This window comes from Nocardioides sp. Soil_C_8 (assembly GCF_057656315.1).
In genome coordinates, this window is the sequence record NZ_JBDGKQ010000001.1 from 1,838,510 (window position 1) to 1,864,965 (window position 26,456).

At 72.7% G+C, this 26,456-nt stretch carries 25 protein-coding genes; 14 read left to right on the top strand and 11 right to left on the bottom strand.

The features are described from left to right. Window positions 1-28: 28 nt before the first annotated feature. Window positions 29-1,036 (top strand): beta-ketoacyl-ACP synthase III, encoded by a 1,008-nt coding sequence (locus AC3A3L_RS09035; protein WP_487639662.1) that lies wholly within the window; start codon window positions 29-31, stop codon window positions 1,034-1,036. Here the strand turns inward: AC3A3L_RS09035 and AC3A3L_RS09040 are convergent. Then, window positions 1,033-1,830: an alpha/beta fold hydrolase gene (locus AC3A3L_RS09040; protein WP_487639663.1), complete on the bottom strand. Its 798-nt coding sequence runs from the start codon at window positions 1,828-1,830 to the stop codon at window positions 1,033-1,035. The genes AC3A3L_RS09035 and AC3A3L_RS09040 overlap by 4 nt on opposite strands. A gap of 46 nt (window positions 1,831-1,876) precedes the next feature. After that, window positions 1,877-2,314 (bottom strand): hypothetical protein, encoded by a 438-nt coding sequence (locus AC3A3L_RS09045; protein ID WP_487639664.1) that lies wholly within the window; start codon window positions 2,312-2,314, stop codon window positions 1,877-1,879. Window positions 2,315-2,417: 103 nt separating this feature from the next. Between AC3A3L_RS09045 and AC3A3L_RS09050 the strand changes: the two genes are divergently transcribed. Beyond that, entirely contained in the window at window positions 2,418-4,661 is a 2,244-nt protein-coding gene (locus AC3A3L_RS09050) for an ATP-binding protein (protein WP_487639665.1), read from the top strand. Here the strand turns inward: AC3A3L_RS09050 and AC3A3L_RS09055 are convergent. The 4 genes from AC3A3L_RS09055 to AC3A3L_RS09070 form a co-directional block, all read right to left on the bottom strand. Continuing rightward, window positions 4,639-5,307, bottom strand: coding sequence for a hemerythrin domain-containing protein (locus AC3A3L_RS09055; protein WP_487639666.1), 669 nt, complete (start codon window positions 5,305-5,307; stop codon window positions 4,639-4,641). The genes AC3A3L_RS09050 and AC3A3L_RS09055 overlap by 23 nt on opposite strands. A 376-nt stretch (window positions 5,308-5,683) precedes the next feature. Further along, the gene (gene ddaH, locus AC3A3L_RS09060) at window positions 5,684-6,448 is read right to left on the bottom strand and encodes a dimethylargininase (protein WP_487639667.1); all 765 of its coding nucleotides are present in this window, start codon (window positions 6,446-6,448) and stop codon (window positions 5,684-5,686) included. A 45-nt stretch (window positions 6,449-6,493) separates the two neighbouring features. Continuing rightward, entirely contained in the window at window positions 6,494-8,506 is a 2,013-nt protein-coding gene (locus AC3A3L_RS09065) for an NADPH-dependent 2,4-dienoyl-CoA reductase (protein WP_487639668.1), read from the bottom strand. A 1-nt stretch (window position 8,507) separates the two neighbouring features. Continuing rightward, window positions 8,508-9,044, bottom strand: coding sequence for a PadR family transcriptional regulator (locus AC3A3L_RS09070; RefSeq protein WP_487639669.1), 537 nt, complete (start codon window positions 9,042-9,044; stop codon window positions 8,508-8,510). 201 nt (window positions 9,045-9,245) lie between these two features. Between AC3A3L_RS09070 and AC3A3L_RS09075 the strand changes: the two genes are divergently transcribed. The 8 genes from AC3A3L_RS09075 to AC3A3L_RS09110 all read left to right on the top strand — a co-directional run bounded on the left by AC3A3L_RS09075 (window position 9,246) and on the right by AC3A3L_RS09110 (window position 18,451). After that, window positions 9,246-10,394, top strand: coding sequence for a CaiB/BaiF CoA transferase family protein (locus AC3A3L_RS09075; RefSeq protein ID WP_487639670.1), 1,149 nt, complete (start codon window positions 9,246-9,248; stop codon window positions 10,392-10,394). Beyond that, window positions 10,391-11,125: a glutamine amidotransferase gene (locus AC3A3L_RS09080; protein ID WP_487639671.1), complete on the top strand. Its 735-nt coding sequence runs from the start codon at window positions 10,391-10,393 to the stop codon at window positions 11,123-11,125. The genes AC3A3L_RS09075 and AC3A3L_RS09080 overlap by 4 nt, the downstream gene beginning before the upstream one ends. A gap of 51 nt (window positions 11,126-11,176) precedes the next feature. Next, window positions 11,177-12,625, top strand: a complete 1,449-nt coding sequence (locus AC3A3L_RS09085) for a flavin-containing monooxygenase (protein ID WP_487639672.1) — start codon at window positions 11,177-11,179, stop codon at window positions 12,623-12,625. A 180-nt stretch (window positions 12,626-12,805) separates the two neighbouring features. Continuing rightward, window positions 12,806-14,089, top strand: a complete 1,284-nt coding sequence (locus AC3A3L_RS09090; protein ID WP_487639673.1) for an ABC transporter substrate-binding protein — start codon at window positions 12,806-12,808, stop codon at window positions 14,087-14,089. Between the two features lie 148 nt (window positions 14,090-14,237). After that, window positions 14,238-15,128 (top strand): carbohydrate ABC transporter permease, encoded by an 891-nt coding sequence (locus AC3A3L_RS09095; protein WP_487639674.1) that lies wholly within the window; start codon window positions 14,238-14,240, stop codon window positions 15,126-15,128. Then, window positions 15,125-15,943, top strand: a complete 819-nt coding sequence (locus AC3A3L_RS09100) for a carbohydrate ABC transporter permease (RefSeq protein WP_487639675.1) — start codon at window positions 15,125-15,127, stop codon at window positions 15,941-15,943. Before AC3A3L_RS09095 ends, AC3A3L_RS09100 begins: the two co-directional genes overlap by 4 nt. Continuing rightward, window positions 15,940-17,406 carry a GH1 family beta-glucosidase gene (locus AC3A3L_RS09105; RefSeq protein ID WP_487639676.1) on the top strand — a complete coding sequence of 489 codons (1,467 nt, stop codon included), beginning with the start codon at window positions 15,940-15,942 and terminating at the stop codon, window positions 17,404-17,406. Before AC3A3L_RS09100 ends, AC3A3L_RS09105 begins: the two co-directional genes overlap by 4 nt. Window positions 17,407-17,416: 10 nt before the next feature. Next, window positions 17,417-18,451: a LacI family DNA-binding transcriptional regulator gene (locus AC3A3L_RS09110; RefSeq protein WP_487639677.1), complete on the top strand. Its 1,035-nt coding sequence runs from the start codon at window positions 17,417-17,419 to the stop codon at window positions 18,449-18,451. 30 nt (window positions 18,452-18,481) lie between these two features. Here the strand turns inward: AC3A3L_RS09110 and AC3A3L_RS09115 are convergent, their stop codons facing one another. Beyond that, window positions 18,482-18,886: an arsenate reductase ArsC gene (locus tag AC3A3L_RS09115; protein ID WP_487639678.1), complete on the bottom strand. Its 405-nt coding sequence runs from the start codon at window positions 18,884-18,886 to the stop codon at window positions 18,482-18,484. Window positions 18,887-18,920: 34 nt separating this feature from the next. Beyond that, entirely contained in the window at window positions 18,921-19,274 is a 354-nt protein-coding gene (locus AC3A3L_RS09120) for a metalloregulator ArsR/SmtB family transcription factor (protein ID WP_487639679.1), read from the bottom strand. 76 nt (window positions 19,275-19,350) lie between these two features. On the opposite strand from AC3A3L_RS09120, the gene AC3A3L_RS09125 reads away from it, so the two are divergent. The 4 genes from AC3A3L_RS09125 to AC3A3L_RS09140 all read left to right on the top strand — a co-directional run bounded on the left by AC3A3L_RS09125 (window position 19,351) and on the right by AC3A3L_RS09140 (window position 23,484). Next, the gene (locus AC3A3L_RS09125; RefSeq protein WP_487639680.1) at window positions 19,351-19,767 is read left to right on the top strand and encodes an ArsI/CadI family heavy metal resistance metalloenzyme; all 417 of its coding nucleotides are present in this window, start codon (window positions 19,351-19,353) and stop codon (window positions 19,765-19,767) included. Between the two features lie 239 nt (window positions 19,768-20,006). Next, on the top strand, window positions 20,007-21,506 hold the full coding sequence (locus AC3A3L_RS09130; protein WP_487639681.1) for a DEAD/DEAH box helicase: 1,500 nt from the start codon (window positions 20,007-20,009) through the stop codon (window positions 21,504-21,506). 185 nt (window positions 21,507-21,691) lie between these two features. After that, window positions 21,692-22,759, top strand: coding sequence for an LLM class flavin-dependent oxidoreductase (locus AC3A3L_RS09135; RefSeq protein ID WP_487639682.1), 1,068 nt, complete (start codon window positions 21,692-21,694; stop codon window positions 22,757-22,759). Between the two features lie 38 nt (window positions 22,760-22,797). Then, a complete protein-coding gene (locus AC3A3L_RS09140; protein WP_487639683.1) occupies window positions 22,798-23,484 on the top strand; it encodes a CPBP family intramembrane glutamic endopeptidase in 687 nt (228 codons plus the stop codon). On the opposite strand, the gene AC3A3L_RS09145 is transcribed toward AC3A3L_RS09140, so the two are convergent. From AC3A3L_RS09145 to AC3A3L_RS09155, 3 genes are read right to left on the bottom strand one after another with little or no spacing between them, the layout of a single operon-like run. Then, window positions 23,467-24,381: an NAD(P)H-binding protein gene (locus AC3A3L_RS09145; RefSeq protein ID WP_487639684.1), complete on the bottom strand. Its 915-nt coding sequence runs from the start codon at window positions 24,379-24,381 to the stop codon at window positions 23,467-23,469. The genes AC3A3L_RS09140 and AC3A3L_RS09145 overlap by 18 nt on opposite strands. 36 nt (window positions 24,382-24,417) lie before the next feature. Then, window positions 24,418-25,758, bottom strand: coding sequence for a cation:proton antiporter domain-containing protein (locus tag AC3A3L_RS09150; RefSeq protein WP_487639685.1), 1,341 nt, complete (start codon window positions 25,756-25,758; stop codon window positions 24,418-24,420). Beyond that, window positions 25,755-26,363, bottom strand: a complete 609-nt coding sequence (locus AC3A3L_RS09155) for a helix-turn-helix domain-containing protein (RefSeq protein WP_487639686.1) — start codon at window positions 26,361-26,363, stop codon at window positions 25,755-25,757. The genes AC3A3L_RS09150 and AC3A3L_RS09155 overlap by 4 nt, the downstream gene beginning before the upstream one ends. Window positions 26,364-26,456 lie beyond the last annotated feature (93 nt).

Below are 26,456 nucleotides of genomic sequence, written 5' to 3' on the forward strand. Positions count from 1 at the left end.
GTCCGGCTGCCGTGCCTATGCTCGCCCCATGACCATCCAGCAGCCCACCGAGCTCACCCACGCCGCGATGCTGGGGCTCGGTGTCCACCGGCCCGAGCGGGTCGTGACCAACGACGAGATCTGCGAGGTCCTCGACTCCTCCGACGAGTGGATCCAGACCCGGTCGGGCATCCGGACCCGCCGCTTCGCGGGCGAGGGCGAGACCCTCGTCGGCATGTCCATCTCGGCCGCGGAGAAGGCGCTGCAGGCGGCCGGCGTGCGCGCCGAGCAGGTGGGCTGTGTCATCGTCGCGACCTCGACCCACCCCGAGCACACCCCCGCCTCGGCGCCGCAGGTGGCTTCCGCGCTCGGCGTCACGGCCGCGGCGTTCGACATCTCCGCCGGGTGCGCGGGCTTCTGCCACGCGCTCAACCTGGCCGCGTCGATGGTGCGCTCCGGCGCCGAGAGCCACGTGCTGGTCATCGGCGTCGAGCAGCTGAGCCGCTTCATGGACCCCACCGACCGGGGCACTGCGTTCATCTTCGCCGACGGTGCCGGCGCGGTCGTGGTCGGTCCGTCCGAGACGCCGGGCATCGGCCCCACGGCCTGGGGCTCCGACGGGTCGCAGGCCCATGTCATCACGCAGACCCCGAGCTGCCTGGGCGGACACTCGGCGGGTGAGGGCTTCGACCACCCCGTGGTCCAGATGGAGGGCACCGCGGTCTTCCGCTGGGCGCCGTTCGCGATGGCGAAGGTCGCCCACGAGGCGCTCGACCTCGCCGGCGTCTCGGTCGACGACCTCGACGCCTTCATCCCGCACCAGGCCAACCTGCGCATCACCCAGACCCTCGCCAAGAACATCCAGCTCCCGGAGTCCGTGGCCATCGCCACCGACGTGGTCGACTCCGGCAACACCTCGGCAGCGTCCGTGCCGCTCGCGATGGAGGCGATGCTGCGCAAGGACGAGGCGGCCGCCGGCGACACCGCGCTCCTGATCGCCTTCGGCGCCGGCCTGAGCTATGCCGGCCAGGTCGTCACGATCCCGCCGCTGGGCTAAGAACCCGGCTCGCTCGCGCTGCGGGCCAGCCGGTCGGCCACGACCGTCCACACGTCCGGGTCGGACCCCATCCCGAGGTGCGTCGACGACACCTCTACGTGCTCGGCGGACGCGGTCGCGCGGTCGATGCACGCCTGCCACGCGACGACACCGTCGCGGCGCGAGAACAGGACGGTGAGCGGCACCCGGATCGGCGAATCGGCGTCGAGCCGGCGGGTGACTCGGTCGACGTCGGCGTCGACCGACGCCCGGGACGCCCGGGCGACGCTGGTGTGGCGGGCGCCGCCGCGCACGGGCGTGCCGTAGGTGATGACGCGACGTACGGCGTCGGGGTGGCGGCGGGCGACCTCGCGGGCGATGACACCCCCGAGGCTCCAGCCCACCAGCGAGGCCGGCGCGCCCCGCTCGTCGACGAGCTCGAGGACCCGGCCCGCCAGGCGCTCGACGTCGCGGCGCGGGTCGCCGGTGTTGGTGCCGAAGCCCCAGCCGCGGGCGTCGTACCCGAGTCGCGAGAGGTAGGCGCGCAGCGGCGCACCCGTGAGCTCGGGCGCCCTCCAGCCGGGGATGTCCACCACGAGGTGGCCGTCGCCGCGGGGCGCCGCGGCCAGCCGGGGGGCTGCAGCGACCAGACGGGCCGCGTCGAGCGGCGAGGTGACCTCGCCGAGCGTCGTCCACGGCGTCGGTGGGCCGTCGGGGCGGGCGAGGTCGCGGACGTCGTCGCGGGCTCGGGCACGGGACCTGAGGCCGGTCGCTGCGAGGACGGCCTCGCTCGCGGGCCGGGTGCGGGGGAGCATGCGCGCGACTGTACGGCGGCGGCGCCCCGTGCCCCGCGCGCCCCGGTCAGGGGACGAGCGGGCGCCGGAGCAGGCGAGCCACGGACAGGAACAGCGCCACGACCAGCAGCCCGACGTAGACGTCGTTCTCGAACCAGCCGAAGGTGGTCTGCTTCTCCACCGTGAAGGTGGTGGGGTAGTAGAAGACGGAGATCGCCAGGACGGCGACCAGGAAGGCCAGGACGACCCCCTGGGCGAGGACGGACGTCCGGCGCGCGAGCGCCGCCATCGCGAAGGCGACGCCGTAGAAGAGCCACGTCAGTGGGGTGTCGACGGTGAAGTCCGGGTCCTCCAGCCCGGTGCGCCACGCGTAGACCGTGTGCACGACCGACAGCGTGAAGGCAGCGACCAGTGTCCACCCCACGGCGTCGCCGTAGCGGATGGAGCGGTGGAGGTCGGCGGGGCGGGCGGTGTCCAGCGGGTGCGGAGCAGTCGAGGAAGTCATGGCCCGAGCCTCGTCGCGGGTCGCGTGACAGCCCACCCACAACGACCCCCACACCACTCCCACAGTGGATGACCGGAGGACGAAGCGCGGCTAGCGTTCGACCGTGAGCTCCTTCGCCGACGTCCTCCGGGAGCTCCGGACGGCCCGGTCCCTGACCCAGGAGGAGCTCGCCGAGCGCGCCGGGATCACGGCCAAGGCCGTCAGCGCCTTGGAGCGGGGCGATCGCCGACGTCCCTACCCGCACACGGTGCGGGCGCTCGCCGACGCGCTCGGGCTCGACGACGCCGAGCGTGACCGGCTCGTCGGCTCCGTGCCGGGTCGCACCACGAGCGGGCGGGCCGTGGCGGCGCTCCCCGTGCCGCAGGGCCCGGTGCTCGGCCGGGACGCCGACGTCGACGCCGTCGCCGGGCTGCTGGTGGACCGGGTACGCCGACTCGTGACGCTCACCGGCCCCGGCGGGGTCGGCAAGACCACCCTCGCGCTGACGGTGGCCGGCCGCGTGGCAGCCGAGTTCTCCGGCGGGGTGGCCCTGGTCGACGTGGCTGCTCTCCGCGACCCCGACGCCGTGCTGCCGGCGGTGGCCACCTCCCTGGGCGTGCCCGACGGCGGGTACGCCGGGACGGCCGCCAGCCTCGCGCCGTACCTGGAGCACCGCCACGTGCTCGTCGTCCTGGACAACCTGGAGCAGGTGCTCGACTGCGCCCCGCAGGTCGCCGAGCTCGTCACCGTGTGCCCCGACCTCGTCGTGCTCGCCACCAGCCGCGCTCCGTTGCGGGTCCGGCCCGAGCGGGAGTACCGGGTGCCGCCGCTGGATCCCCGCGACGCCCTGCGCCTGTTCCTCGAGCGGGCCGACGCCGCCGGGGCGGACCTGGGTGCGCCCGACCAGGCGAGGACGGTCGCAGCGCTGTGCCAGGAGGCCGAGGGCCTGCCGCTGGCCATCGAGCTCGCCGCCTCGGCTGCCTCCTCGCTCGGGCCCGCCGCCCTCCTCGAGCGGCTGGGGTCCCTGGTGACCGAGGGGCCGCGTGACCTGCCGGCGCGCCAGCGGTCGATCGAGGCCACGCTCGACTGGAGCGTCGCGCTGCTGCCGGCAGCCGCCCAGGAGCTGCTGGGCCGGCTCGCCGTCCTGCCGGCGAGCTTCACGCCCGCGGCGACGGAGGCGGTGGGTGGGGAAGGTGCCCTGTCGGGCGTGCACACCCTCCTCGAGCACTCGTTGCTGACCCGCGTCGACGACGTGGACGGCGTTCCCCGCTACCGCCTGCTGGAGCCGGTGCGCCAGTACGCCGGGCGCAGGTGGCCCCAGGACGGGGCTGCCGCCGCTCGCCGGGGCCTCGGTGCGCACGCGTGGCAGACGGCGCTGGTCCGGGGCCAGCAGCTGCGCGCCGACGGCCAGGCCGGCGCCCTCGACTTCCTGGACGCCGAGCTGGCGAACCAGGCGGCCGGTCTCGCGAGCCTGGTCGAGCAGGGCCGCCACGACGACGCCGCCGACGTCCTGCGGCACAGCTGGCTGCACCTGGCGCTGCGCGGGCACGCGCGCCACGGCCAGGCCTGGCTCGCGCAGGTGCGCAGCCTGCCGATGTCCGACCGCGGCCGGGCGAGCTGGATGGTGGCGCACGCCGGCCTCTGCCACCTGGCCGGCGACACCGACGACCTGCGCCGGACCACGGAGGCGGCCCGTGCGCTGGCCCGTCTCGCGGGGGACGACCTCCTGCTCCTCGAGGCGGCCGTGCTCGGGGGCTTCGGTGCCGTCTTCGCCGGTGACCACGCCGCGGCCGCCGCCCTCGTCCGCGACCACGCCGACCTCCTCGTCACGAGCGGCGACGGCTACGTCCGTACGCACTTCGGCATCGTCGACGGGCAGCTCGCCCTCCTCGGCGGAGACCTCGCCGAGGCCGAGCGCAGGCTGCTCGAGGCGGAGTCGATGGCGCGACGGCTCGGCAACCCGTTCAGCCTCGCGGTCGCGCTCAACGTCCTGGCCACCGTCTCCGAGCTGAGGGAGGACCACGCGACGTCGGCCCTCCGCCTGGGCGAGGCAACGGAGCTGTCCGCCGACGCGTCGCTGAGCTGGTCGCTGGCCTACGCGCTGCCGGCGCTGGCCGGGGTCGCCGTGAAAGTCGGGGAGGTCGCCGCCGGCGCGCGGCTGTTCGGCGCCTCGGCGTCGTACGCCGCCCAGCACGGGATCGCCACGACGTTCCAGGCGAGCCGGGACCTGGCCGCGCGCGACCTCGCCGACGCCCGGGGCAGGCTCGGCGAGACCGCGTTCCGGGAAGAGTGGGACGCCGGCCGCGCGGCGACCATCGCCGACCTCGGCGAGCTCGCGCGCGACGTCACTCGCCGCGCACGCGCCTGATGTAGCGGTCGTAGCGGCGGGCTCCCCACGTGCGCATGAGCAGGCGCACGGGTGCGGGCAGCGGGCCGAGCATCATCGCCCGCTCCTGCGGGTCGGCGTCCTCGAGGAGGCTGCCGAACAGCAGCGGCAGCTGCGAGAACGAGATCGAGTCCCGCCCGTGCTCGCCCAGCAGGTTCCACTCGGCGGCGGTGACGTGCTGGGAGATGAGGGGCAGGATCTCGCGCTCCTCGAGGTCGAGGTGCTCGAGGAGCGACTCGCGGAGCTCGTCGGTGACGCGGGCGACCTGCTCACCGCGCAGGACCGAGGCGCTCCGCATCCACTGCCCGAGCAGCGGGCCGAGGCGGTCGAGGTGCTTGTCGACCACGTCGTGCTGGGCCTGCATCGTCTCGACGAGCTCCGCCGACGGAGCGGCACGCTCGAGCAGGCGCGGCCAGAGGACCTCGTCCTCGCCGGTGTGGTGCATGTGCAGGCCGTCGAGGACGAGCCGGAGGTGGCCACCCACCAGGGCGGCGCGGTCCGTGTCGCCCTCGCCCACGGCGCGGACGAGGCGGGGCAGCAGCGCGAGCTCGCGGCGGAACACGCGGTGCACGACGTACATCTCCTCGATGGCGGGTCGGGCGGTGGTCGGGTCGGTGGTGGTGGTCATCGGGTCCTCCTGGAGTGGCTGGTCGGCTGTCACCAGCGTCGCCACGGGCCCGGGCCCGGCACACTCACACGACTCCCACGCCACCCCCACGCTCGCGGAACCCGGGTGCGCCCGGCGGCCGTCGCGGGCTAGCCTCGAACCCTCGCCTCACCCCTGGGGCGGACGGGCTCCGCAGGCTCGACCTGCGCGGCGACCGTGATCCGTGAACAGTGGTCCGACCACATCGGCAGGGGTTGCCCGGCGGCCGGGTCCTCGGACCCGGCCGCCGGTGCCGGGCGCCCACACGTGTGGCGGTTGTGGCCCTCGATCGGGTCGCCCAGGGGCAACTTCTCGGACACGTGTGGCGGCTGTGGCCTCGGGCGTCCGCCCGCCCGCCTCAGCCGCGCAGGCGCACGGACAGGCAGGTCACGCATCCCTCGAGCTTCTCGTACTCCGTGACGTCGACGGCGACCACCCGCAGCCCTCGCTCCTCGTAGAGCGCGCGGGTCCGGGGCGCGGCGGACGACATCAGCACCGTGGCCTCGTCGAGCAGCACCACGTGCGACCCCGGCTCCTCCGGGACGGGGAGGTACGACGTCCAGACCTGCGGGTCGTCGACCACCTCGTCCCACCCGACGACCGTGCCGTCGGGCAGGGCGGTCACCGCCGACTTGAGGTGCAGCGCCTTCGTCAGCGGTACGGCGACCACGGTGGCGCCGAGCGGCGCGAGGTGTGCGGCGAGCTGGTCGATGCCGGCCTGGTTGGTGCGTCCGCCGAGGCCGACCCACACGGTGTCGTCGTGCTTGAGGACGTCGCCGCCGTCGAGGGTGCCGGGCGCCTCGATGCGGGCGATCCGGTAGCCGAGGTCGCGCAGCACGTGCTCGGTGCCCTCGACCTCGGGCTTGCGCTCGTCGGCGCCGGGGCGGGTGATCACCGCGAGGTCGTCGTACATCACCACGGTGTCCTCGACGAAGACCGAGTCGGGGCAGTCCGGCGCCGGTGGGACCTCGATGGTCTCCCAGCCCTCGGCCTGCAGCGCGGCGACGTACGCCTCCCACTGCCGCTCGGCGAGGTCGAGGTCGACCGGGAGGCGGTCGATGTGGGTCAGCAGACCGTCGGCGAGGCGAGGGCTGGGGCGGCGGACGAGGGCGCGACGGTTCACCCGCCGATCCTCCCAGCCCCGGCTCGGGCCCCGGTCCGCTGTCCGTCAGAGCGCCGCGACGACCTCGGTGCCCTGCTTGATCGCCCGCTTGGCGTCGAGCTCCGCGGCGACGTCGGCCCCGCCGATCAGGTGCGCGTCGCGGCCGAGGTCGTCGTACACCCCGCGCACGGAGTCCTGGCCGGCGCACACCACGACGGTGTCCACCTCGATGACGCGGGGGACGCCGTCGACGGTGACGTGCAGGCCCTCGTCGTCGATGCGGTCGTACGTCGCCCCGCTGACCTGCGTGACCCTCGACTGCTTGAGCACGGCGCGGTGCGCCCAGCCGGACGTCTTGCCGAGCCCGATGCCGATGGGCGTGGTCTTGCGCTGCACGAGCGTCACCTCACGGGCGGGTGTGCGCGGCTTCGCCTCCGTCAGGCCGCCCGGGCTGAGCGCCGGGTCGCCGACGCCCCAGTGGGCCATCCAGTCGTCGAGGTCCTCCTCCTCGTGGGTGAGGAAGACGCTCACGTCGACGCCGATGCCGCCGGCGCCGATCACCGCGACCCGCCTGCCCGGCACGACCGCGCCGCTGAGCACGTCGGCGTACGACGCCACGCTCGGGTGGTCGATGCCCGGGATCTCCGGGATGCGGGGCTGCACGCCCGTCGCGACGACCACCTGGTCGAAGCCGGCGAGGTCGGCGGGGGTCGCCGCGGTCGAGAGGCGTACGTCGACGCCGAGGACCTCGAGCCGGCGGGTGAAGTAGCGCAGCGTGTCGGCGAAGTCCTCCTTGCCCGGGACCGCCATCGCGAGGCGGAACTGGCCGCCGAGCTCGGGCGACTTCTCGAAGAGGGTCACCGCGAAGCCGCGCTCGGCCGCGGACGTGGCGGCGGCGAGGCCGGCCGGGCCGGCGCCGACCACCGCGACGGTCTGCTTGCGCAGCGTCGGCATGAGGACGAGCTCGGTCTCGTGGCAGGCGCGCGGGTTGACCAGGCACGAGGCGCGCTCGTTGCTGAAGACGTGGTCGAGGCAGGCCTGGTTGCAGGCGATGCAGGTGTTGATCTCGTCGGCGCGCTCGTCCATCGCCTTGGCGACGAAGGCCGGGTCGGCCAGCAGCGGCCGCGCCATCGAGACGAGGTCGGCCTCGCCGGCGGCGAGGATCTCCTCGGCCAGCTCGGGGGTGTTGATCCGGTTGGACGCGCAGACCGGGACGTCGACGACCTCCTTCAGGCGCGCGGTGTGCGAGCGCCAGGCCCCGCGCGGCACCTGCGTGATGATCGTCGGCACCCGCGCCTCGTGCCAGCCGATGCCGGTGTTGAAGACGGTGACGCCGGCCGCCTGCAGGTGCAGGGCCAGCTCGGCGGTCTCCTCCCAGGTCTGCCCGCCCTCGACGAGGTCGAGCAGGGAGATCCGGTAGACGATCGGGAAGTCGGGGCCGACCAGCTCACGCGAGCGCCGTACGACCTCGACGGCGAAGTGCATCCGGCGCGCAGCCGAGCCGCCCCACTGGTCGTCGCGGTCGTTGGTGCGGGCGGCGAGGAACTGGTTGATGAGGTAGCCCTCGGAGCCCATGATCTCGACTGCGTCGTAGCCGGCCTTGCGGGCGAGGGCGACGCTCTTCGCGAAGGCGGTCGCGGTGTGGTCGACCTCCTTGCTGGACATCGCGCTCGGCTTGAAGGGCGTGATCGGCGACTTCTTGTCCGACGCGCTCTGCGACAGCGGATGGTAGCCGTAGCGGCCGGCGTGCAGGACCTGGAGCGCGATCGCGCCGCCGGCGTCGTGGACGGCCCCGGTGACCCGCTCGTGCCGCATCGCGTGGAGGCGGTTGGTCATCTCGGAGGCGAACGGCTTGAGCCAGCCGCGCTTCGTCGGCGCGTAGCCGCCGGTGATGATGAGGCCGACGCCGCCGCGCGCCCGCTCCTCGAAGAACGCCGCGAGCTTGTCGATGTCCCACGGGTGGTCCTCGAGACCGGTGTGCATCGAGCCCATGACCACGCGGTTGCGCAGCGTCAGCGCGTCCGGTCCGGTGCCGAGGGTGATCGGCTCGAGCAGGTGGGGGTAGCGGGGGTGCGTCATGTCAGTCCTTCGCGTGAGCGTGCAGGTAGTCGGTGATCCAGTCGATCCAGAAGCGCTCGAGCCGGATGCCGCCGCGCAGCACCAGCCACTGGTCGAGGCCGGCCCCGTCGAGGCCGTCGGTGTCGGGGAACTGCTCGCGCTCGAGCTGCTCGTAGTGCGCGAGCCGGGCGGCGTGGTCGGCCCGGGCGTCGCGGAGGTGGGCGGTCAGCGCCGCGCGGTCGCCGTACGACGCCCCGCGCAGCTTGACGGCCAGCTCGCTGCGGAAGGTCTCCATCGGCATCGGGGTGGCCAGCCACTCGGCGAGCACCCGCCGCCCCTCGGCCGACGGCGTGTGGACCCGCTTGTCGGGCCGGCCCTCCTGCTCGACGACCTCGACGTCCACCCACCCGTCGGCCTCCATCCGCCCCAGCACCCGGTAGATCTGCTGGTGGGTGGCGTGCCAGAAGAACCCCAGCGACTTCTCGAACCGCCTGGTCAGCTCGAGCCCGCTCGCCGGGCGCTCGCTCAGCGCGACGAGGAGGGCGTGCTCGAGGGCCATGCCGGCCATGGTGCCCGACCTATGCAACGAGTTGCAAGCCCGGACCCTCGCTGGGCTTGTTGGCCCTTTCTGACTCCTGGAGGGGGTTGCAAAGGCCTCCAGGAGTCGGAATCCCCGCTCGAGCGGGGAATCCGACGACGAGACGACGCCGCCACGAGACGACCGTCGCAACCCTGACAGCGCCGGTGTCATGATCGGCGCATGACGTACGAGCTGGGGCAGGGGACCGGGCCGCTGCGGGGCGTGCGGGTGGTGGAGATCGCCGGCATCGGGCCGGGGCCGCACGCGTGCATGCTGCTGGCCGACCTCGGCGCCGACGTCATCCGCGTCGACCGTCCGGGCGGCGGGCTGTTCGGCATGGGGGACAAGGACCTGCTCAACCGCGGCCGCCCGAGCGTCGCGCTGGACCTCAAGCGGCCGGAGGCGATCGAGGCCGTGCTCGACCTCGTCGAGCGGGCCGACGTGCTCGTCGAGGGGATGCGCCCGGGGGCGATGGAGAGGCTGGGGCTCGGGCCGGACGCCTGCCACGCCCGCAACGAACTGCTGGTCATCGGCCGGATGACCGGGTGGGGGCAGGAGGGGCCGTGGAGCCAGGCGGCGGGCCACGACATGAACTACATCGCGATCACCGGCGCCCTCCACGGGCTCGGCCAGGACCGCGACCGACCGCACTTCCCGAGCAACCTCCTCGGCGACTTCGGCGGCGGCTCGACGTACCTCGTGATCGGCATCCTCGCCGCGCTCCTCGAGGCGCGCACGAGCGGCCGCGGCCAGGTGGTCGACGCCGCCATCGTCGACGGCACGGCCCACCTCAACACGATGGCCTCGACCTTCGCCGCCCTCGGCCTCGACACCGGCGAGCGCCGCTCGGGGCTGCTCGACGGCGGCACCCCCTGGTACGACGTCTACGAGACCGCGGACGGCCGGCACGTGAGCGTCGGCGCGCTCGAGCCGCAGTTCTGGGCCGCGCTCGTCGAGCGCATCGGCGTCGAGCTGCCCGACCGCGACGACCCGGCCAGCTCGCGTGCGATCAGGGAGGCGCTCACACGGCGCTTCAAGGAGCGGACGCAGGCCGAGTGGGCCGAGGTCTTCGACGGCACGGACGCCTGCGTCGCGCCCGTCGTACCCCTCGCCGACGCGCCTGCCCACTCGCACCTCGCCGCACGCGGCACGTTCGTGGAGCACGACGGCGTCACCCAGCCGGCGCCCGCGCCGCGCTTCTCTCGGACCGCGTCCACCATCCGCAGCGCGCCCGCGCTCCCCGGTGAGCACACCCGCGAGGCGCTCACCGCGTGGGGCCTCGCGGACGTCGACGACCTGATCGACAGCGGGGCGGCCACGCAGGCATGAAGCCCTTCCTCTTCCTCGGCACCCGCGCGGAGGACGACGTCGCGCAGCAGGAGTACGACGCCGTGCTCGCCGGCTGCGGCCTGCGACCCGACGAGCTGGTGCGGGTCCGCCTCGAGGCAGGCCCGCTCGGGGAGGTCGACCTCGACGACTGGTCCGGCATCATCCTGGGCGGCGGGCCCTACAACATGTCCGACCCCGAGGACGTGAAGTCGCCGGCCCAGCGCCGGGCCGAGGCCGAGCTGCGGACCCTCGCCGCGCGGGTCGTGGAGGCGGACGTCCCCTTCCTCGGCGCCTGCTACGGCATCGGCGTGCTCGGCACCCTGCCCGGCGGTGTCGTCGACCGGACCCACGGCGAGCCCATCGGCGCCCTCTCGGTGCGGCTCACCGACGAGGGCCGGGCCGACCCGCTGTTCGGCAGCCTGCCGCCCACGTTCACGGCCTACCTCGGCCACAAGGAGGCCGTCTCGCGGCTGCCCGACGGCGCGGTGCTGCTCGCCTCCACCGCCACCTGCCCGGTCCACGCGTTCCGCATCGGCCGCAACGTCTACGCCACGCAGTTCCACCCCGAGCTCGACGCCGTCGCCATCTGCGACCGGATCGACGCCTACAGCGCCCACGGCTACTACGAGCCGCACGAGCAGGAGCACCTCAAGGCGGCCGCTCGCGAGGCGATGGTGACCGAGCCGGTGCGGCTGCTCGGCCGCTTCGTGGAGCTGCACGCGCGCGGGTGACGCCTGTAACTCGCAGTTACGATTTCGCCGGGGCTGACCTAGGCTCGGAGCGTGACAAGTGTCGAGCACGTGGACGTGCTGATCATCGGCGCGGGCCTGTCGGGCATCGGCGCGGCGGCCCACCTCGCCAAGGACCTGCCCGCGACGTCGTACGCCGTCCTCGAGCGGCGCGAGGTCAGCGGCGGCACCTGGGACCTGTTCCGCTACCCGGGCGTGCGCTCCGACTCCGACATGCACACCCTCGGGTACCGGTTCCGGCCGTGGCGCGGTGACACCGCGCTGGCCGACGGGGCCTCGATCCTCGACTACCTGCGCGACACCGCCCGGGAGTACGGGGTCGACCGCCACGTCCGCTACGGCCACCGCGTCGTGGCGGCCGCGTGGGACTCGCCCACCGCGCGGTGGACGGTGACGGCGGAGGTCGACGGGGAGACGCGCACGATGACCGCGGGCTTCCTGTGGGCGTGCAGTGGCTACTACGACTACGACGCCGGCTACACCCCGCACTTCGAGGGGCAGGAGCGCTTCGGCGGCCGGCTCGTCCACCCGCAGCACTGGCCCGAGGACCTCGACCACACGGGCAAGCGGGTCGTCGTCATCGGCTCGGGCGCGACCGCGGTCACCCTCGTGCCAGCGCTCGCCGAGAGCGGCGCCGCTCACGTCACGATGCTGCAGCGCTCACCGACGTACATCCTCTCGGTGCCGGCCAGGGACGCGGTCAAGGGCCGGCTGACCAAGCTCGTCGGGGAGGACCGGTCGTTCGTCGCCACGCGGTGGAAGAACATCGCGCTGCAGTCCGCCCTCTACCGCGTCAGCCGCAGCCGTCCCGACCTCGTGCGCCGCTTCGTCCGCAAGACCAACGTCGCCCAGCTCCCGCCCGGCTATGCCGTCGACACCCACTTCAAGCCGACCTACGACCCGTGGGACCAGCGGATGTGCCTGGTGCCCGACGGTGACCTGTTCCGGGCGATCAAGGCCGGCCGGGCCGACGTGGTCACCGGCCGCATCGCCACCTTCACCGAGACCGGCCTCGAGCTCGAGTCGGGCGAGCGGCTCGAGGCCGATGTCGTCGTCACCGCGACCGGGCTCAACCTGCAGGTGTTCGGCGGCGCCGAGCTGTCCGTGGACGGCGAGACCGTCGAGCCGAGCAGGACCATGGCCTACCGCGCCATGATGCTCTCGGGCGTGCCCAACTTCGCCTTCACGATCGGCTACACCAACGCCTCCTGGACGCTCAAGGCCGACCTCGTCGGGGAGTACGTCGTCCGGCTGCTGGAGCGGCTGCGGTCGACCGGCACCAGGTCGGTCGTCCCGGTGCGCGACCCGGAGGTGGAGGAGGTCCCGCTGATGGACTTCGACGCCGGCTACGTGCAGCGGGTCGTGCACACGCTTCCGCGCCAGGGGACGCGGGCGCCGTGGTCGCTGAAGCAGAACTACCTGCACGACGCCCGGACCATCCGCCGCGCCCGGCTCGACGACGGCGTGCTGCGCTGGTCGTGACACCCGGGGGAGTGGAAGCGCTCCCACATTTCGGGGACAACACTTGGCGCGAGCGTTGACAGCGCCATGTGACCGGCGTCATAGTGACTGCCGGACGGAAGTGGAAGCGCTCTCACACCCCGCTCACGTCCACCTCCCGGCCGGGCAGTCAGCCCGGCGCCCCAGGACGGCAGGAGTGCAGTGGTGCAGACACCTAGGACCCGGCGATTCAGACTCGCCTCGAGCGCGATCCTCGCGCTCACCCTCGCGACGACGGCGGCCGCGTGCGGCGGCGGTGACGACGACGGCGCGAGCGCGGACGGCACGACCACGATCAGCGTGGCGACCTTCAACGAGTTCGGCTACGAGGACCTCATCGACGAGTGGAACGACTCGCACGACGACATCAAGATCAAGCAGGTGAAGGTCGGCACCTGGGACGACGCCAAGGCCAACCTCTACACCAAGCTCGCGGCCGGCTCGGGCCTGTCCGACATCGAGGCCATCGAGGGTGACGCGATGCCGGCGATCCTGGCCGAGAGCGATGCGTTCGTCGACCTCTCCGACAGCGAGCTCGAGGGCCGCTGGCTGGACTGGGTGTCCACGAAGGCCACCAACGCCGATGGCCAGATGATCGGGTACGCCACCGACATCGGGCCCGAGGGCATCTGCTACCGCTCCGACCTGTTCAAGAAGGCGGGCCTCCCGACCGACCGCGAGGACGTCGCCGAGCTGATGGGCACCTGGGACGACTACTTCGCCACCGGCGAGCAGTTCGTGAAGAAGATGCCGGACACCGCCTGGTACGACTCCTCGGGCGGCCTCGCCCAGGCGATGCTCAACCAGGTCGCGAACCCCTTCGAGGCCGACGACAACACCGTCGACGTCGAGAACCCCGAGCTCGAGGCCGTCTACGGCGCCGTCACCGGCAACATCGCGAAGGGCCTGTCCACGAAGCTCCCCCAGTGGGGTGACGACTGGACCGCGTCCTTCCAGAACGACGGCTTCGCCACGATGGCCTGCCCGGGCTGGATGCTCGGCGTGGTCGAGGGCAACGCCGAGGGCGTCGAGGGCTGGGACTTCGCCAACGTGTTCCCCGGAGGCGGCGGCAACTGGGGCGGCTCGTTCCTGACCGTCCCCGCGCAGGGCGAGAACACCGAGGAGGCCAAGGAGGTCGCCGCGTGGCTCACCGCGCCGGAGCAGCAGGTCAAGGCGTTCGCTGCCAAGGGAACCTTCCCCAGCCAGGTCGACGCGCTGGAGTCCCCCGAGGTCACCGGGGCCACCAACGCGTTCTTCAACGACGCGCCCACCGGTGAGATCCTCGCCGAGCGGGCCAAGGCGGTCACCGTCCAGCCCTACAAGGGTCCCAAGTACTCCGACATCCTGCAGGCCTTCCAGGCGGCGATCCTCCGCGTGGACGACGGCTCGCAGGACCCCGAGCAGTCGTGGGACCAATTCCTGACCGACGTCGAGTCACTGGGCTGACGGGCCCGGGCTCCCCACGACCGAACGGCGCGACGTGACCACTCACCTCCCCACGCGGGGTGGCGACACCGAGCAGGTGTCGCCACCCCGGCCGGCCACCCCACCAGGCCGACGGGAAGCACCGCAGTGGCGGCAGCGGCTGAGCCGGATGGACCACCGGTTCTCGCCCTACCTCTACGTCGCGCCGTTCTTCGTCCTGTTCCTCGTGGTCGGCATGTTCCCGCTGGCCTACACCGCCTGGGTGTCGGTCCACGACTGGAGCCTGCTCGGCGGGAAGGGCGACTACGTCGGCCTCGACAACTTCCGCGAGGTCCTGGAGAACCCGTACTTCACCAAGCAGCTGGTCAACACGATCAGCATCTTCCTCATCTCCTCGGTGCCGCAGGTCCTCATCGCCCTCGTCGTCGCCGCGCTGCTCGACAACCAGCTCCGGGCACGCACGGCGTGGCGGATGAGCGTCCTGCTGCCGTTCGTGGTCTCGCCGGTCGCCGTCGCGATCATCTTCGGCAGCCTGTACGGCGACCGCTACGGCCTCGTCAACGAGGTCCTCGGCATGGTGGGCATCGACCCGATCGCCTGGCACACCGACCGGTGGGCCAGCCACGTCGCGATCGCCACGATGGTCAACTGGCGCTGGACGGGCTACAACGCGTTGATCTTCCTCGCCGCGATGCAGGCGGTCCCGCGCGAGGTCTACGAATCGGCGTCCATCGACGGCGCCGGCCGGATCCGCCAGCTCGTCTCCATCACGGTGCCGATGATCCGTCCCACGATGATCTTCGTCATCGTCACCTCGACCATCGGTGGCCTGCAGATCTTCGCCGAGCCGCGCCTCTTCGACCAGACCAACGCGCGCAACGGCGGCAGTGACCGCCAGTTCGGGACGATCACCATGCTGATCTACGACTTCGGCTGGCAGCTGCGAGACCTCGGCCGTGCCTCCGCCACGGCCTGGCTGCTCTTCCTGGTGATCTGCGCCTTCGCCGTCCTCAACTTCGTGCTCCTGCGGCGCGTCGGCGTGCTCGGGGGGAAGCGATGAGCCGCCGGCCGGGGTTCCTCGTCTACGGCCTGCTGCTCGCCTTCGCCTTCGGCTCGGCCGCCCCCCTCTACTGGTCCTTCCTGCTCGGGTCGCAGACCAAGGAGGTCGCGGCCCAGGGCATCCCGCCGCTCCTGCCGGGCGGCCACTTCGCGGCCAACGCCCAGCGCGCGCTGGACTCGATCCCCTTCTGGAAGGCCCTGGGCAACAGCCTCCTCGTCTCGACGGTGACCGCCTGCTCGGTGGTGTTCTTCTGCACCCTGGCCGGCTACGCGTTCGCCAAGCTGAGGTTCCGCGGCCGGGGGCCGCTGCTGGTCTTCGTCATCGCCACGATGGCGGTGCCCACCCAGCTGGGCGTGGTCCCGCTCTTCATCCTCATGTCCAAGCTGGGCTGGGCGGGCAGCACCTTCTCGGTCATGATCCCGTGGCTGGTGACGGCGTTCGGCGTCTTCTTCATGCGGCAGTACCTCGTCGACGCCGTGCCGGACGAGCTCATCGAGGCCGCGCGGATGGACGGGTGCTCGCAGATCCGTGTCTTCTGGACGGTTGCCGTCCCGGCCGCTCGGCCCGCGGCGGCGATCCTGTGGCTGTTCACCTTCATGCAGGTGTGGACCGACTTCTTCTGGCCGCTCATCGCGCTGCCGCCCGACAACCCCACCATCCAGGTGGCGCTCAACCAGCTGCAGAGCGGGTACTTCAAGGACTTCAGCCTGGTCCTCGCCGGGACCACCCTGGCCACCATCCCGCTCCTGATCCTGTTCGTCGTCGCCGGCCGCCAGCTCGTGTCCGGCATCATGCAAGGAGCCGTCAAGGGATGACCGTCCAGACCAGCACGACCCGGACCAGCCCGGCGTCCGTCCAGTTCCCGCACGACTTCGTCTGGGGGATGGCGACCGCGTCCTACCAGATCGAGGGCGCCGTCGCGGAGGACGGACGTACGCCCTCGATCTGGGACACCTTCTCCCACCTCCCCGGCGCCGTGCTGAACGACGACACCGGCGACGTGGCCTGCGAGCACTACCACCGGATGCCCTCCGACGTGGCCCTGCTCGCCGACCTCGGCGCGACGTCGTACCGCTTCTCCGTGGCGTGGCCGCGCGTGCGCCCCGACGCCGGACCGGTCAACGCGGCCGGGCTCGCGTTCTACGACCGGCTCGTCGACGAGCTGCTCTCCCGCGGCATCGCGCCGTGGCTGACGCTCTACCACTGGGACCTGCCGCAGGTGCTCGAGGACGCGGGAGGCTGGACCAACCGCGACACCGCCCACCGGTTCGTGGAGTACGCCGTCTCGGTGCACGAGGCGCTCGGCGACCGGGTGCCGACGTGGACGACCCTCAACGAGCCCTGGTGCTCGGCGTTCCTCGGCTACACCGCCGGCCACCACGCGCCGGGTCGCCAGGAGGGCGCGGCCGGCCTCGTCGCCGGGCACCACCTGCTGCTCGCGCACGGCCTGGCCACGCAGGAGCTGCGCAGCCGCGGCGCCGACCGGCTCGGGCTGAGCCTCAACCTGACGGTGCCCGACCCCAGCGACCCGGGCGACCCGGTCGACGTCGACGCCGCGCGCCGGGTCGACGGGCTGCACAACCGCTTCTTCCTCGACCCGATCTTCCGCGGCTCCTACCCCGCGGACGTGCTCGCCGACACCGCCGAGCGGACGTGGCAGGACCGGCCGTGGCTCGACGTGGTCCGCGACGGCGACCTCGACGTCATCTCGACCCCGATCGACGTGCTGGGCGTGAACTACTACCACGGCAACGAGGTCTCGGGTCACCCGCGCACCGACGTCGTCGGGGTCGGCGCCGACCACCCCGCCCGGGTCGCGCTCTCGCCGTTCCCGGGCTCCGAGCACGTCACCTTCCCCAGCCGCGGGCTGCCGCTGACCGCCATGGGGTGGGAGATCCAGCCCGAGGGCCTCCACCGGCTGCTCCGCCGCCTCCACGACGACTACCCGCACCTGCCGATCCACCTCACCGAGACCGGCGCGGCCTTCGACGACCGGCTCGACGAGGACGGGCGGGTGCACGACCCCGACCGCATCGCGTTCCTCGACTCCTACCTGCGCGCGGTGCACCGGGCGATCGAGGAGGGCGTGGACGTGCGCGGGTTCTTCCAGTGGTCGTTCGTCGACAACTTCGAGTGGGCCTTCGGCTACGCCAAGCGTTTCGGGCTGGTCCACGTCGACTACGCGACGCAGCGTCGTACGCCGAAGTCGAGTGCCCACTGGTACGCCGAGCTCGCCCGCACCGGGACCCTGCCCACGCCACCGCCCGCGGACGACTAGCGTGGCGCGAGTGACGACCCCGCGCACCCCAGCCAGCGCGGGGCAACCCACCCTCGACGAGGTGGCCCGGGTCGCGGGCGTCTCTCGCGCCACGGCGTCGCGTGCGATCAACGGCGGCCAGCGCGTCAGTGCGCGCGCCCAGTCGGCCGTCGACACTGCGGTCCGCACGCTGGGCTACGTCCCGAACCCCGCCGCCCGCAGCCTGGTGACACGGCGTACGGACTCGATCGCCGTGGTCGTGCCCGAGCCCGACGACCGGGTCTTCTCCGACCCGTTCTTCGCCGGCACGCTGCGCGGCGTGACCCGGGTGCTCGGCGAGCGGGACATCCAGCTCGTGCTGCTGCTGGCCCGGCCCGGCGCGTCGACCGCGCGGACCCTGCGCTACCTCACCAACCGGCACGTCGACGGTGCGCTGGTGGTCTCCCACCACCGTGACGACCGGCTCGCCGAGCACCTCGCCGACATCGGCCTGCCGTGCGTGTTCGGCGGTCGGCCCTGGACCGGCGGCGACCGGGTGGCGTACGTCGACATCGACAACGTGGCTGGTGAGCGCGAGGCGACCGAGGCCCTCGTCGCCCGCGGCTGCACGCGCATCGGCACCATCGCCGGCCCCGCGGACATGACGGCTGCCGAGGACCGGCTTGCCGGCTGGCGCCAGGCGATGTCGGGCGCCGGCCTGGCCGACGACGCGGTCGAGCACGGAGACTTCACCGAGGCCAGCGGCGAGGCCGCGGCCCGGGCGCTGATGGAGCGCCACCCCGACCTCGACGGCCTCGTCGTCGCCTCCGACCTGATGGCCGCCGGCGCGCTCCGCGTGCTGGCCGAGCTCGGCCGCCGGGTGCCCGACGACATCGCCGTCGTCGGCTTCGACGACCTCGGCGTCGCCGAGCGCACCTCGCCGGCACTGACCACCGTCCGGCAGCCGGTCGACGAGATGGCCGAGCGCGCCACCCGGCTGCTCCTCGAGCGCGTCGACGAGCCCGACTCGAGCCGGCCGATGCGGGTGATCATCCCGCCGACCCTGGTCCGGCGTGCCAGCGCCTGATCTCGATACGCCCTCGTCCCTCGGGCTCGATCACCGTGGCGCGAGCGACGCGAGGAGCTCCTCGACGCGCACCTTGATCTCGTCGCGGATCGGGCGCACCGCCTCGATCCCCTGGCCTGCGGGGTCGTCGAGCTTCCAGTCCTCGTAGCGCGTGCCCGGGTAGAACGGGCACGCGTCGCCGCAGCCCATCGTGATGACGACGTCGGACGACTGCACGGCCGTGTCGCTGAGCAGCTTCGGTTGCTGGCCGGCGATGTCGATCCCGACCTCGGCCATCGCCTCGACGGCGACATGGTTGATCGTCCCGGCCGGGGCGGAACCGGCCGACAGCACCTCCACCCGGTCGCCGGCGAGGTGCCGGAGCCAGCCGGCCGCCATCTGCGATCGGCCGGCGTTGTGGACGCAGACGAAGAGGACGGTGGGGGTGTCAGTCACGGACGGTCTCCAGGGGTGAGGGGCAGCGTCGTGCTCACGCGCCACCGATGAGGACGGCGAGGTCGGACAGCACCTCGCGGCGTACGGCGTAGTAGACCCAGACGCCGCGCTTGGTGCGGTCGAGCAGGCCCGCCTCGTGCAGCACCTTGAGGTGGTGGCTGATGGTGGGCTGCGAGAGGTCGAAGGCGTCGTTCAGGTCGCAGACGCAGGCCTCGCCGCCCTCGCTGGCCGCGACGATCGAGACCAGGCGCAGGCGGACCGGGTCGGCGAGCGCCTTGAGCAGCGGCGCCACGCTCTCGGCCTGGTCGGCCGACAGCGGCTCGCGGACGAGGGGCGAGCAGCAGGCGACGGTCTCGACGGGGGTGAGGGTCAGCTCAGACTTCGACACCAATCAATATTGACAGACATCGATCTCTGGGGCAATCTCCATACATCGACATCCATCAATATCTGAGGAGAACCTCATGTCCCGCCTGCAGCTCGCCCTCAATGTCGACGACCTCGAGACGTCGATCGGCTTCTACTCCGCGCTCTTCGGCACCGAGCCCCACAAGGTGCGTCCGGGCTACGCGAACTTCGCGGTCGCGCAGCCGCCGCTCAAGCTCGTCCTGATCGAGAACGCCGGCCAGGGCGGGAGCATCAACCACCTGGGCGTCGAGGTCGAGGACGTCGACACGGTCGACGCCGAGCTCACCCGGCTCGCCGCCGCCGGGTTCGCGACCACGGAGGAGCGCGACACCACCTGCTGCTACGCCAAGCAGGACAAGTTCTGGGTGCAGGGAGCTCCCAACGGTGAGCAGTGGGAGGTCTACGCGATCACCGACGACGCGCCCGCGACGAACGAGTCGGGGGACGCCCCTGGCGCCGTGTGCTGCGCCTGACATCCCGAGGGACGGTGGTGTTCCGGCGCGTGAGTCCGGACTCACACGGCAATCGATTCGCGGGAACACCACCAGCCCCACTAGCGTTGTGAGCACAGACGTCCGGCCGGTCTTGCCCCGGACGCAGGCTCGCTCCGCACGTCGGTTCGGGACCTTCCCTCACTTCTGAGGCACGTACGCCGCACTGCGTCTCCGGACCCGCGGCTCACGGTGGCGAGACGCCAACCGAAAGCAGTCACATGATCTTCGCCGACCTCGGCGTTCCGTCCTCGCTCGTCCAGATCCTCGAGCAGCAGGGCATCACCACTCCTACTCCCATCCAGGCCGCGACGCTGCCCGACAGCCTCGCCGGCCGCGACGTCCTCGGCCGCGGCCGCACCGGCTCCGGCAAGACGTACGGCTTCCTGCTCCCGCTGGTCGCCCGCCTCGACGCGTCCAAGCTGCCGGCGATGCCGCGCAAGCCGCGCGCCCTCATCCTCGCCCCGACGCGCGAGCTCGTCGGCCAGATCGAGGCCTCCCTCGCGCCGCTCGCCAAGGCCACCGGCCTGACGACCCGCACCGTGTTCGGCGGCGTGGGCCAGAACCCACAGGTCACCGCGCTCAAGAAGGGCGTCGACATCGTCATCGCCTGCCCGGGTCGCCTCGAGGACCTCATGGGCCAGGGCCACGCCGACCTGTCCGCGGTCGAGATCACCGTCCTCGACGAGGCCGACCACATGGCCGACCTCGGCTTCCTGCCGGGCGTACGCCGGATCATGGACAAGACCCCGCAGTCGGGCCAGCGCCTGCTCTTCTCGGCGACCCTCGACAAGGCGATCGACGTCCTGGTCAAGCGGTTCCTGAGCAACCCGGTCACCCACGAGGCCGACTCGGCCCAGTCGCCGGTCGCCACGATGCACCACCACGTGCTGCACCTCTCGCGCGAGCAGCGGGTGCCGGTCCTGGTCGACCTCGCCAGCGCGCCCGGTCGTACGGTCGTCTTCACCCGCACGAAGTACGGCGCCAAGGCGCTCGCCCGCCAGCTCAACAAGTCGGGCGTGCCCAGCGTGGAGCTGCACGGCAACCTGTCGCAGAACGCCCGCACCCGCAACATGGAGGCCTTCCACTCCGGCACGGCCACCACGCTCGTCGCGACGGACATCGCCGCCCGCGGCATCCACGTCGACGACGTCGCGCTCGTCGTCCACGCCGACCCGCCGGTCGAGCACAAGGCCTACCTGCACCGCTCAGGCCGTACGGCACGCGCCGGCAACGAGGGCACCGTCATCACCCTGATGACCGACGAGCAGGTCCGCGACGTGCGCGACCTGACCCGTCAGGCCGGCATCAAGCCGGTCACCACCAAGGTCAACGGCCCCGACCACCCGGTCCTGGTCCAGCTCGCCCCCGGCGAGCGGACCCTCGTCCCGGGCGGCCTCGTCGTCGAGACCCCCACCGGCGCCGGTGCCCAGGGTGCCCGCGCCGGCGGTGGCGGACGCAACCGGTCGCGCCGTCGCGGCAAGAGCACCGGGCAGGGCGGCGGTCAGTCGCGCGGCCAGGGCCAGTCCCGCGGCCAGTCCCGTGGCGAGGGCGGCGGCGGTCAGCGCTCGGGCGCCAAGGCCTCGGGCGGCCAGTCCACGCAGGGCCAGCCGTCGGGCGGCGGCCAGCGTCGTCGTCGTTCGGGGGGCGGCCAGGGCGGCGGTCAGGGCGGTCAGCGCGGCGGCGGCCACAGCGCCGCGTCGTTCAGCCGCGGCCGCTGACCTGCACCTTTGCCGCTGGGTCTCCTGGAGACTCACCGTCCATCGGCCACCCCGATCCACCCGTGCTGGCCCTTGAGTCGCTAGGAGACTCAAGGGCCAGTACGGCGTCCGGGCCCCCGCCGCACCGCGGAATGCCGGACGCCCCCTGGTCGTTCACCCTTCAACCAACCAGGAGGGCGACACCGATGCCTGACTTCGACTTCTCCGTGCTCGGCACGCGCGAGCACCCCACGCTCGGCCTCGACACCTTCGGCGACGCACCGATTGACGACGCCCCGGCGAACCACGCCGAGACGCTGCGCGAGGTCGTCGCGGAGGCGGCGCTCGCGGACAGCGTCGGCGTCGACTACATCGGCCTCGGCGAGCACCACCGGCCCGACTACGCGATCTCGGCGCCCGACGTCGTGCTCGCCGCGATCGCCGGGCAGACCGAGCGGATCCGGCTCGGCACCGGCGTCACCGTGCTGTCCTCCGACGACCCGATCCGGGTCTACCAGCGCTTCGCCACCCTCGACGCGGTGAGCAACGGCCGCGCCGAGGTGCAGCTCGGTCGTGGGTCGTTCATCGAGTCCTTCGGCCTCTTCGGCCTCGAGCTGTCCGACTACGACCGGCTGTTCGCCGAGAAGCTCGACCTCTTCGCAGCGCTCCAGGCCGAGGGTCCCGTCTCGTGGGAGGGCACCGTCCGCCCGCCGCTCGTCGACCAGCGGGTCTACCCGACCACCGCCGCCGGCCGGCTCCCGGCCTGGATCGGCGTCGGCGGCACCCCGCAGTCGGTGGTGCGCGCCGCGCAGTACGGCATGCCGCTGATGCTGGCGGTCATCGGCGGCTCGCCGGCCGGCTTCGTCCAGCTCGCCGACCTCTACCGCGAGGCGCTCGGCCGGATGGAGCTGCCGGAGCTGCCGATCGGGATGCACTCCCCGGGCCACGTCGCGGCCACGGACGAGGAGGCCCGCGAGCAGCTCTACCCGAACCAGGCCGAGCTCTACACGCGGATCGGTCGCGAGCGCGGCTGGCCGCCGTACTCCCGCATCCAGTTCGAGCAGGCAGCCTCCCCGCAGGGCGCGCTCTTCGTCGGCTCCCCGGAGACGGTCGCGCAGAAGATCGCCTGGGCGGCCCGCACGCTCGGCCTGAGTCGCTTTCAGCTGAAGTACTCGGTCGGCTCGCTGCCGCACGAGCAGCGGATGGAGTCGGTGCGCCTCTACGGCGAGCAGGTCATCCCGCGCGTGCGCGAGCTGCTGCGGGCGGACTCCTAGGAGAGGACGGCTGGCGCCGTCCTCCTAGGCTGACCCGCATGCGCGCCTGGATCCAGCGATCGCTGTGGGACGTCGTCCCGCGCGACCAACGCGACACCGATGCCGCCTTCCGCCGCCGCCAGGTCGTGGCGGCGGTCGTCGTCCTCGTCGGCGCCGTCGTCCTCGGCTGGTCGCTGCGCCTCGAGCCGGGCGGCAACACCTTCTACGTCGCGGCGGTCGTGCTGGCCGGGGTCTGGGCGGCCGGCGCCTTCCTGTCCGGTCGCCTCCACCTCGGTCGCATCGCCGGTGAGGGCGAGGTGTTCGTCCGGCCGATCCTCGCGCCGATCCTGCTGGGGCTGCTGATGGTCGGGGTCTTCGTCCTCGGTGCGCTCGTCGTGCGCGAGATCGACCCGCTCGCGACCTACGTCAGCAGTGTCCTGGAGTACGCCGACCAGGGCTCGCTGGCGCTGCTCGCCGCCATCACCTTCGTCAACGGCATCGCGGAGGAGCTGTTCTTCCGCGGCGCGATGTACGCCGCGATCCCACGCCACCCGGTGCTGTGGACGACCGTCGCGTACGTCGTCGCGACGCTCGCGACCGGCAACGTCATGCTCGCCTTCGCCGCCATCCTGCTCGGCACGGTCTGCGGCCTCGAGCGGCGGGCCAGCGGTGGCATCCTCGCGCCGATCCTGACCCACATCACGTGGTCGCTGTCGATGCTGTTCCTGCTACCGCTGCTCTTCTGACGCGCGCCCCTCGGCGGCCCGCTCGTCCAGCGCGCGCCGCACCGACTCGCGGTAGGACAGCGGCTCGCCGGGGACCACCTCGCGGATCGAGGTGTCGCGCACGACCACCTCGGTCGACATCGAGTCGATGAGGTTGCGCCCGGTCGTGACGTCGACGTCGGTGACCAGCGCCAACCAGTACGACGACAGCCGCGGCGTCAGCAGCGGGACCACCACGATCGGGATCTGGCGTCCGTCGCTCTCCTCGTTGGCGACCAGCAGCATCTCCTTGTAGGTGAGCTGGTCGGGCCCGCCGATCTCGAAGACCCGGCCGATCGCGTCGGGGTGGTCGACGACCCCGGCGAGGTAGCGCACCACGTCGTGGATCGAGATGGGCTGGGTGCGGGTGCCGACCCACCGGGGCACGACCATGGCCGGCAGGTTCTTGACCAGCTGCCGGGTGAGCTCCCACGAGATGCCGCCGTGGCCCACGACGATCGCCGCCCGCAGCACGGTCACCGGCACGCCGTCGCCGCCGAGCAGCTGCTCCACCTCGCGGCGCGACCGCAGGTGGGCCGACAGCTCCTGGCCCTCGTCGCCCAGGCCGCCCATGTAGACGATCTGCTTCACCCCGGCTGCGGCCGCGGCGGCGCTGAAGTTGCGCGCGGCGTCGGCGTCCTTGCGCTCGAAGTCGGGGTCGTCGAGCGAGTGCACGAGGTAGATCGCCACGTCGACGTCGCGCAGCGCCTCGTCGAGCGAGGCGCGGTCGGACACGTCGGCGCCGACCGGCTCGCCCGGTCCGTCGTACGACTCCGGCCGCCGGGTCATCGCCCGGACGTCGTGCCCGGCGTCGAGCAGGGCGGGGACGAGGCGGCGGCCGATGAACCCGGTGGCGCCGGTGACGAGGACGGTGCTCATGACGCCCATGCTGTCAGCCCGGTCGCGATGCGGGGCTCACCCGGCGGGCTGTCGGTCGCCGCGGGCCGCGCGGCGTGCGTCGAGCCGCGCCATCGCGGGTGTCGCGGTGATGCCGTGGAGGAGCACCGACACGATGACCGTGAAGGCCACCGTCGACCACAGCCACGGCTCGCCCGGGACGTGCTCGTGGCTGACGGCGTAGCCGAGGTAGAACAGCGAGCCCACGCCACGGACGCCGAAGAACGCCACGGCCGCCATCTCGCCGCGGTCGAGCCCGCCGTCGAGGTGCTCGTCCCGGGGCAGGGCGCCCACCGCGACCCAGCCGGCGACGGGGCGTACGACGAGCACGAGCGCCAGCGCCACGACCACCCCGCGCAGGTCGAGGTGCTCGAGCAGCCCCTCGGTCATCGCCATGCCGAGCACCAGCAGCACGAGCAGCGTCATCAGCCGCTCGAGCCGCTCGACGACAGCGTGCATCGCGCGCTGGTAGGCGTGGCCCCGGTGGGAGGCGCGCAGGCTCATCGCGCACACGAAGACCGCCAGGAAGCCGTAGCCGCCCACGACCTCGGCGGCGCCGTACGCCGACAGCAGGGCGGCGAGCGCCAGCATCGGCTCGCCGTGGTCGGCCAGCCGGAGCTTGTCGCTGCGGGAGCGGAAGGCCTGGCGGCCGAGGAGCCAGCCGGCGGCGAGCCCGACCGCCACGCCGACGGCGATCTTGCCGACGACGTACCAGCCCAGCCACGCGCCGGCGTCCGCGAGGCCGAAGCCGCCGGCGAGGAGGAGCAGCGCCAGGTGCACGAACGGGAACGCGAGCCCGTCGTTGAGCCCGGCCTCGGCGGTCAGCGAGAACCGGATGTCGTCGTCCTCGTCGCGGGGACCCGCGTCGTCCGCGTCCTCGCGGTCGTCGACGTCCTCGGTGAGCGGCTCGCCGACCTGCACGTCGGAGGCGAGCACCGGGTCGGTCGGGGCGAGCGCGGCGCCCAGCAGGAGCGCGACCGCCGGCGCCAGTCCGGCCACCCACCAGCCGAGGACTGCGACGCCGAGGATGGTCAGCGGCATCGTGACCAGCAGCAGCCGCCACACCGGCGACCACGAGTGCCACGACCGCCACGACCGCGGGTCGAGCCGCCGGTCGATCGCGAGCCCGACGCCCATCAGCGAGACCAGCACGGTGAACTCGGTGACGTGGGTGATCAGGGTGTGGTGGTCGAGGGGGTCGAGGCTGACCGAGTCGTCGAGGGGCAGCAGGCCGATGGCCATGCCGAGGGCGACGAGCACCATCGGGGGCGACACCGGGAAGCGGTGCACGAGCTGGGGCAGGACGATCGCGAGGAGCAGCGAGAGGCCGAGGAGGAGGTAGACCGCACCGGCGGTCATCGACGTCTGCCGTCGTACGACGCCTGGCTGTCATCGATCGCCTGCTCGTAGGCCGTGACGAGGCCCGCGATGGTGAGCGGCTTGAGGCGGTGGATGAACTCGCGCAGCTGCTCGGCCGTGTAGCCGGCCTCGCGGAACTGCGGCCACACCTTGGTGCGGACGATCTCCGAGAGCTCCTCGGCGACCTGGCGGCCGTGCTCGGCGTAGACCTCCGCGACCGCCTCGGCGGCCTCGGGGGAGATGCCCATGCCCGACAGGCCGCCCGGCACGTCGACCTCGCGGTCGCCGGTGACGGGCGCGAGCAGGGAGAGGTGGCGGGCGATGTCGGACGGCGTGGCGGTGTCGGGGATCTGCTCGACGTACTTCTCGATCGCCGACAGCGTGAAGCCGTGGCCCTGCAGCTCGCGCACCAGCTCGAGGCGGGCGACGTGGTCGGGCCCGTAGTAGCCCGAGCGGCCGCGTCGTACGGGCGAGGGCACCAGGCCGCGCGAGGCGTAGAACCGCACGTTGCGGGCGCTGACCCCGGTGCGCTCGGTGAGCTCGTCCAGGGTCAGCAGCTCGGCGTCCTGCCTGTTCGGCAGGTCGGCATGCAGCTCGGTCTCCACCGGACCATCCTCTCCTCACCAGCCCGCTCCGCTGGAGACCCCGTCGGGTGGGTGACCCGCGCCACACCTGTTGGACTGTGACAGTAATGGTGT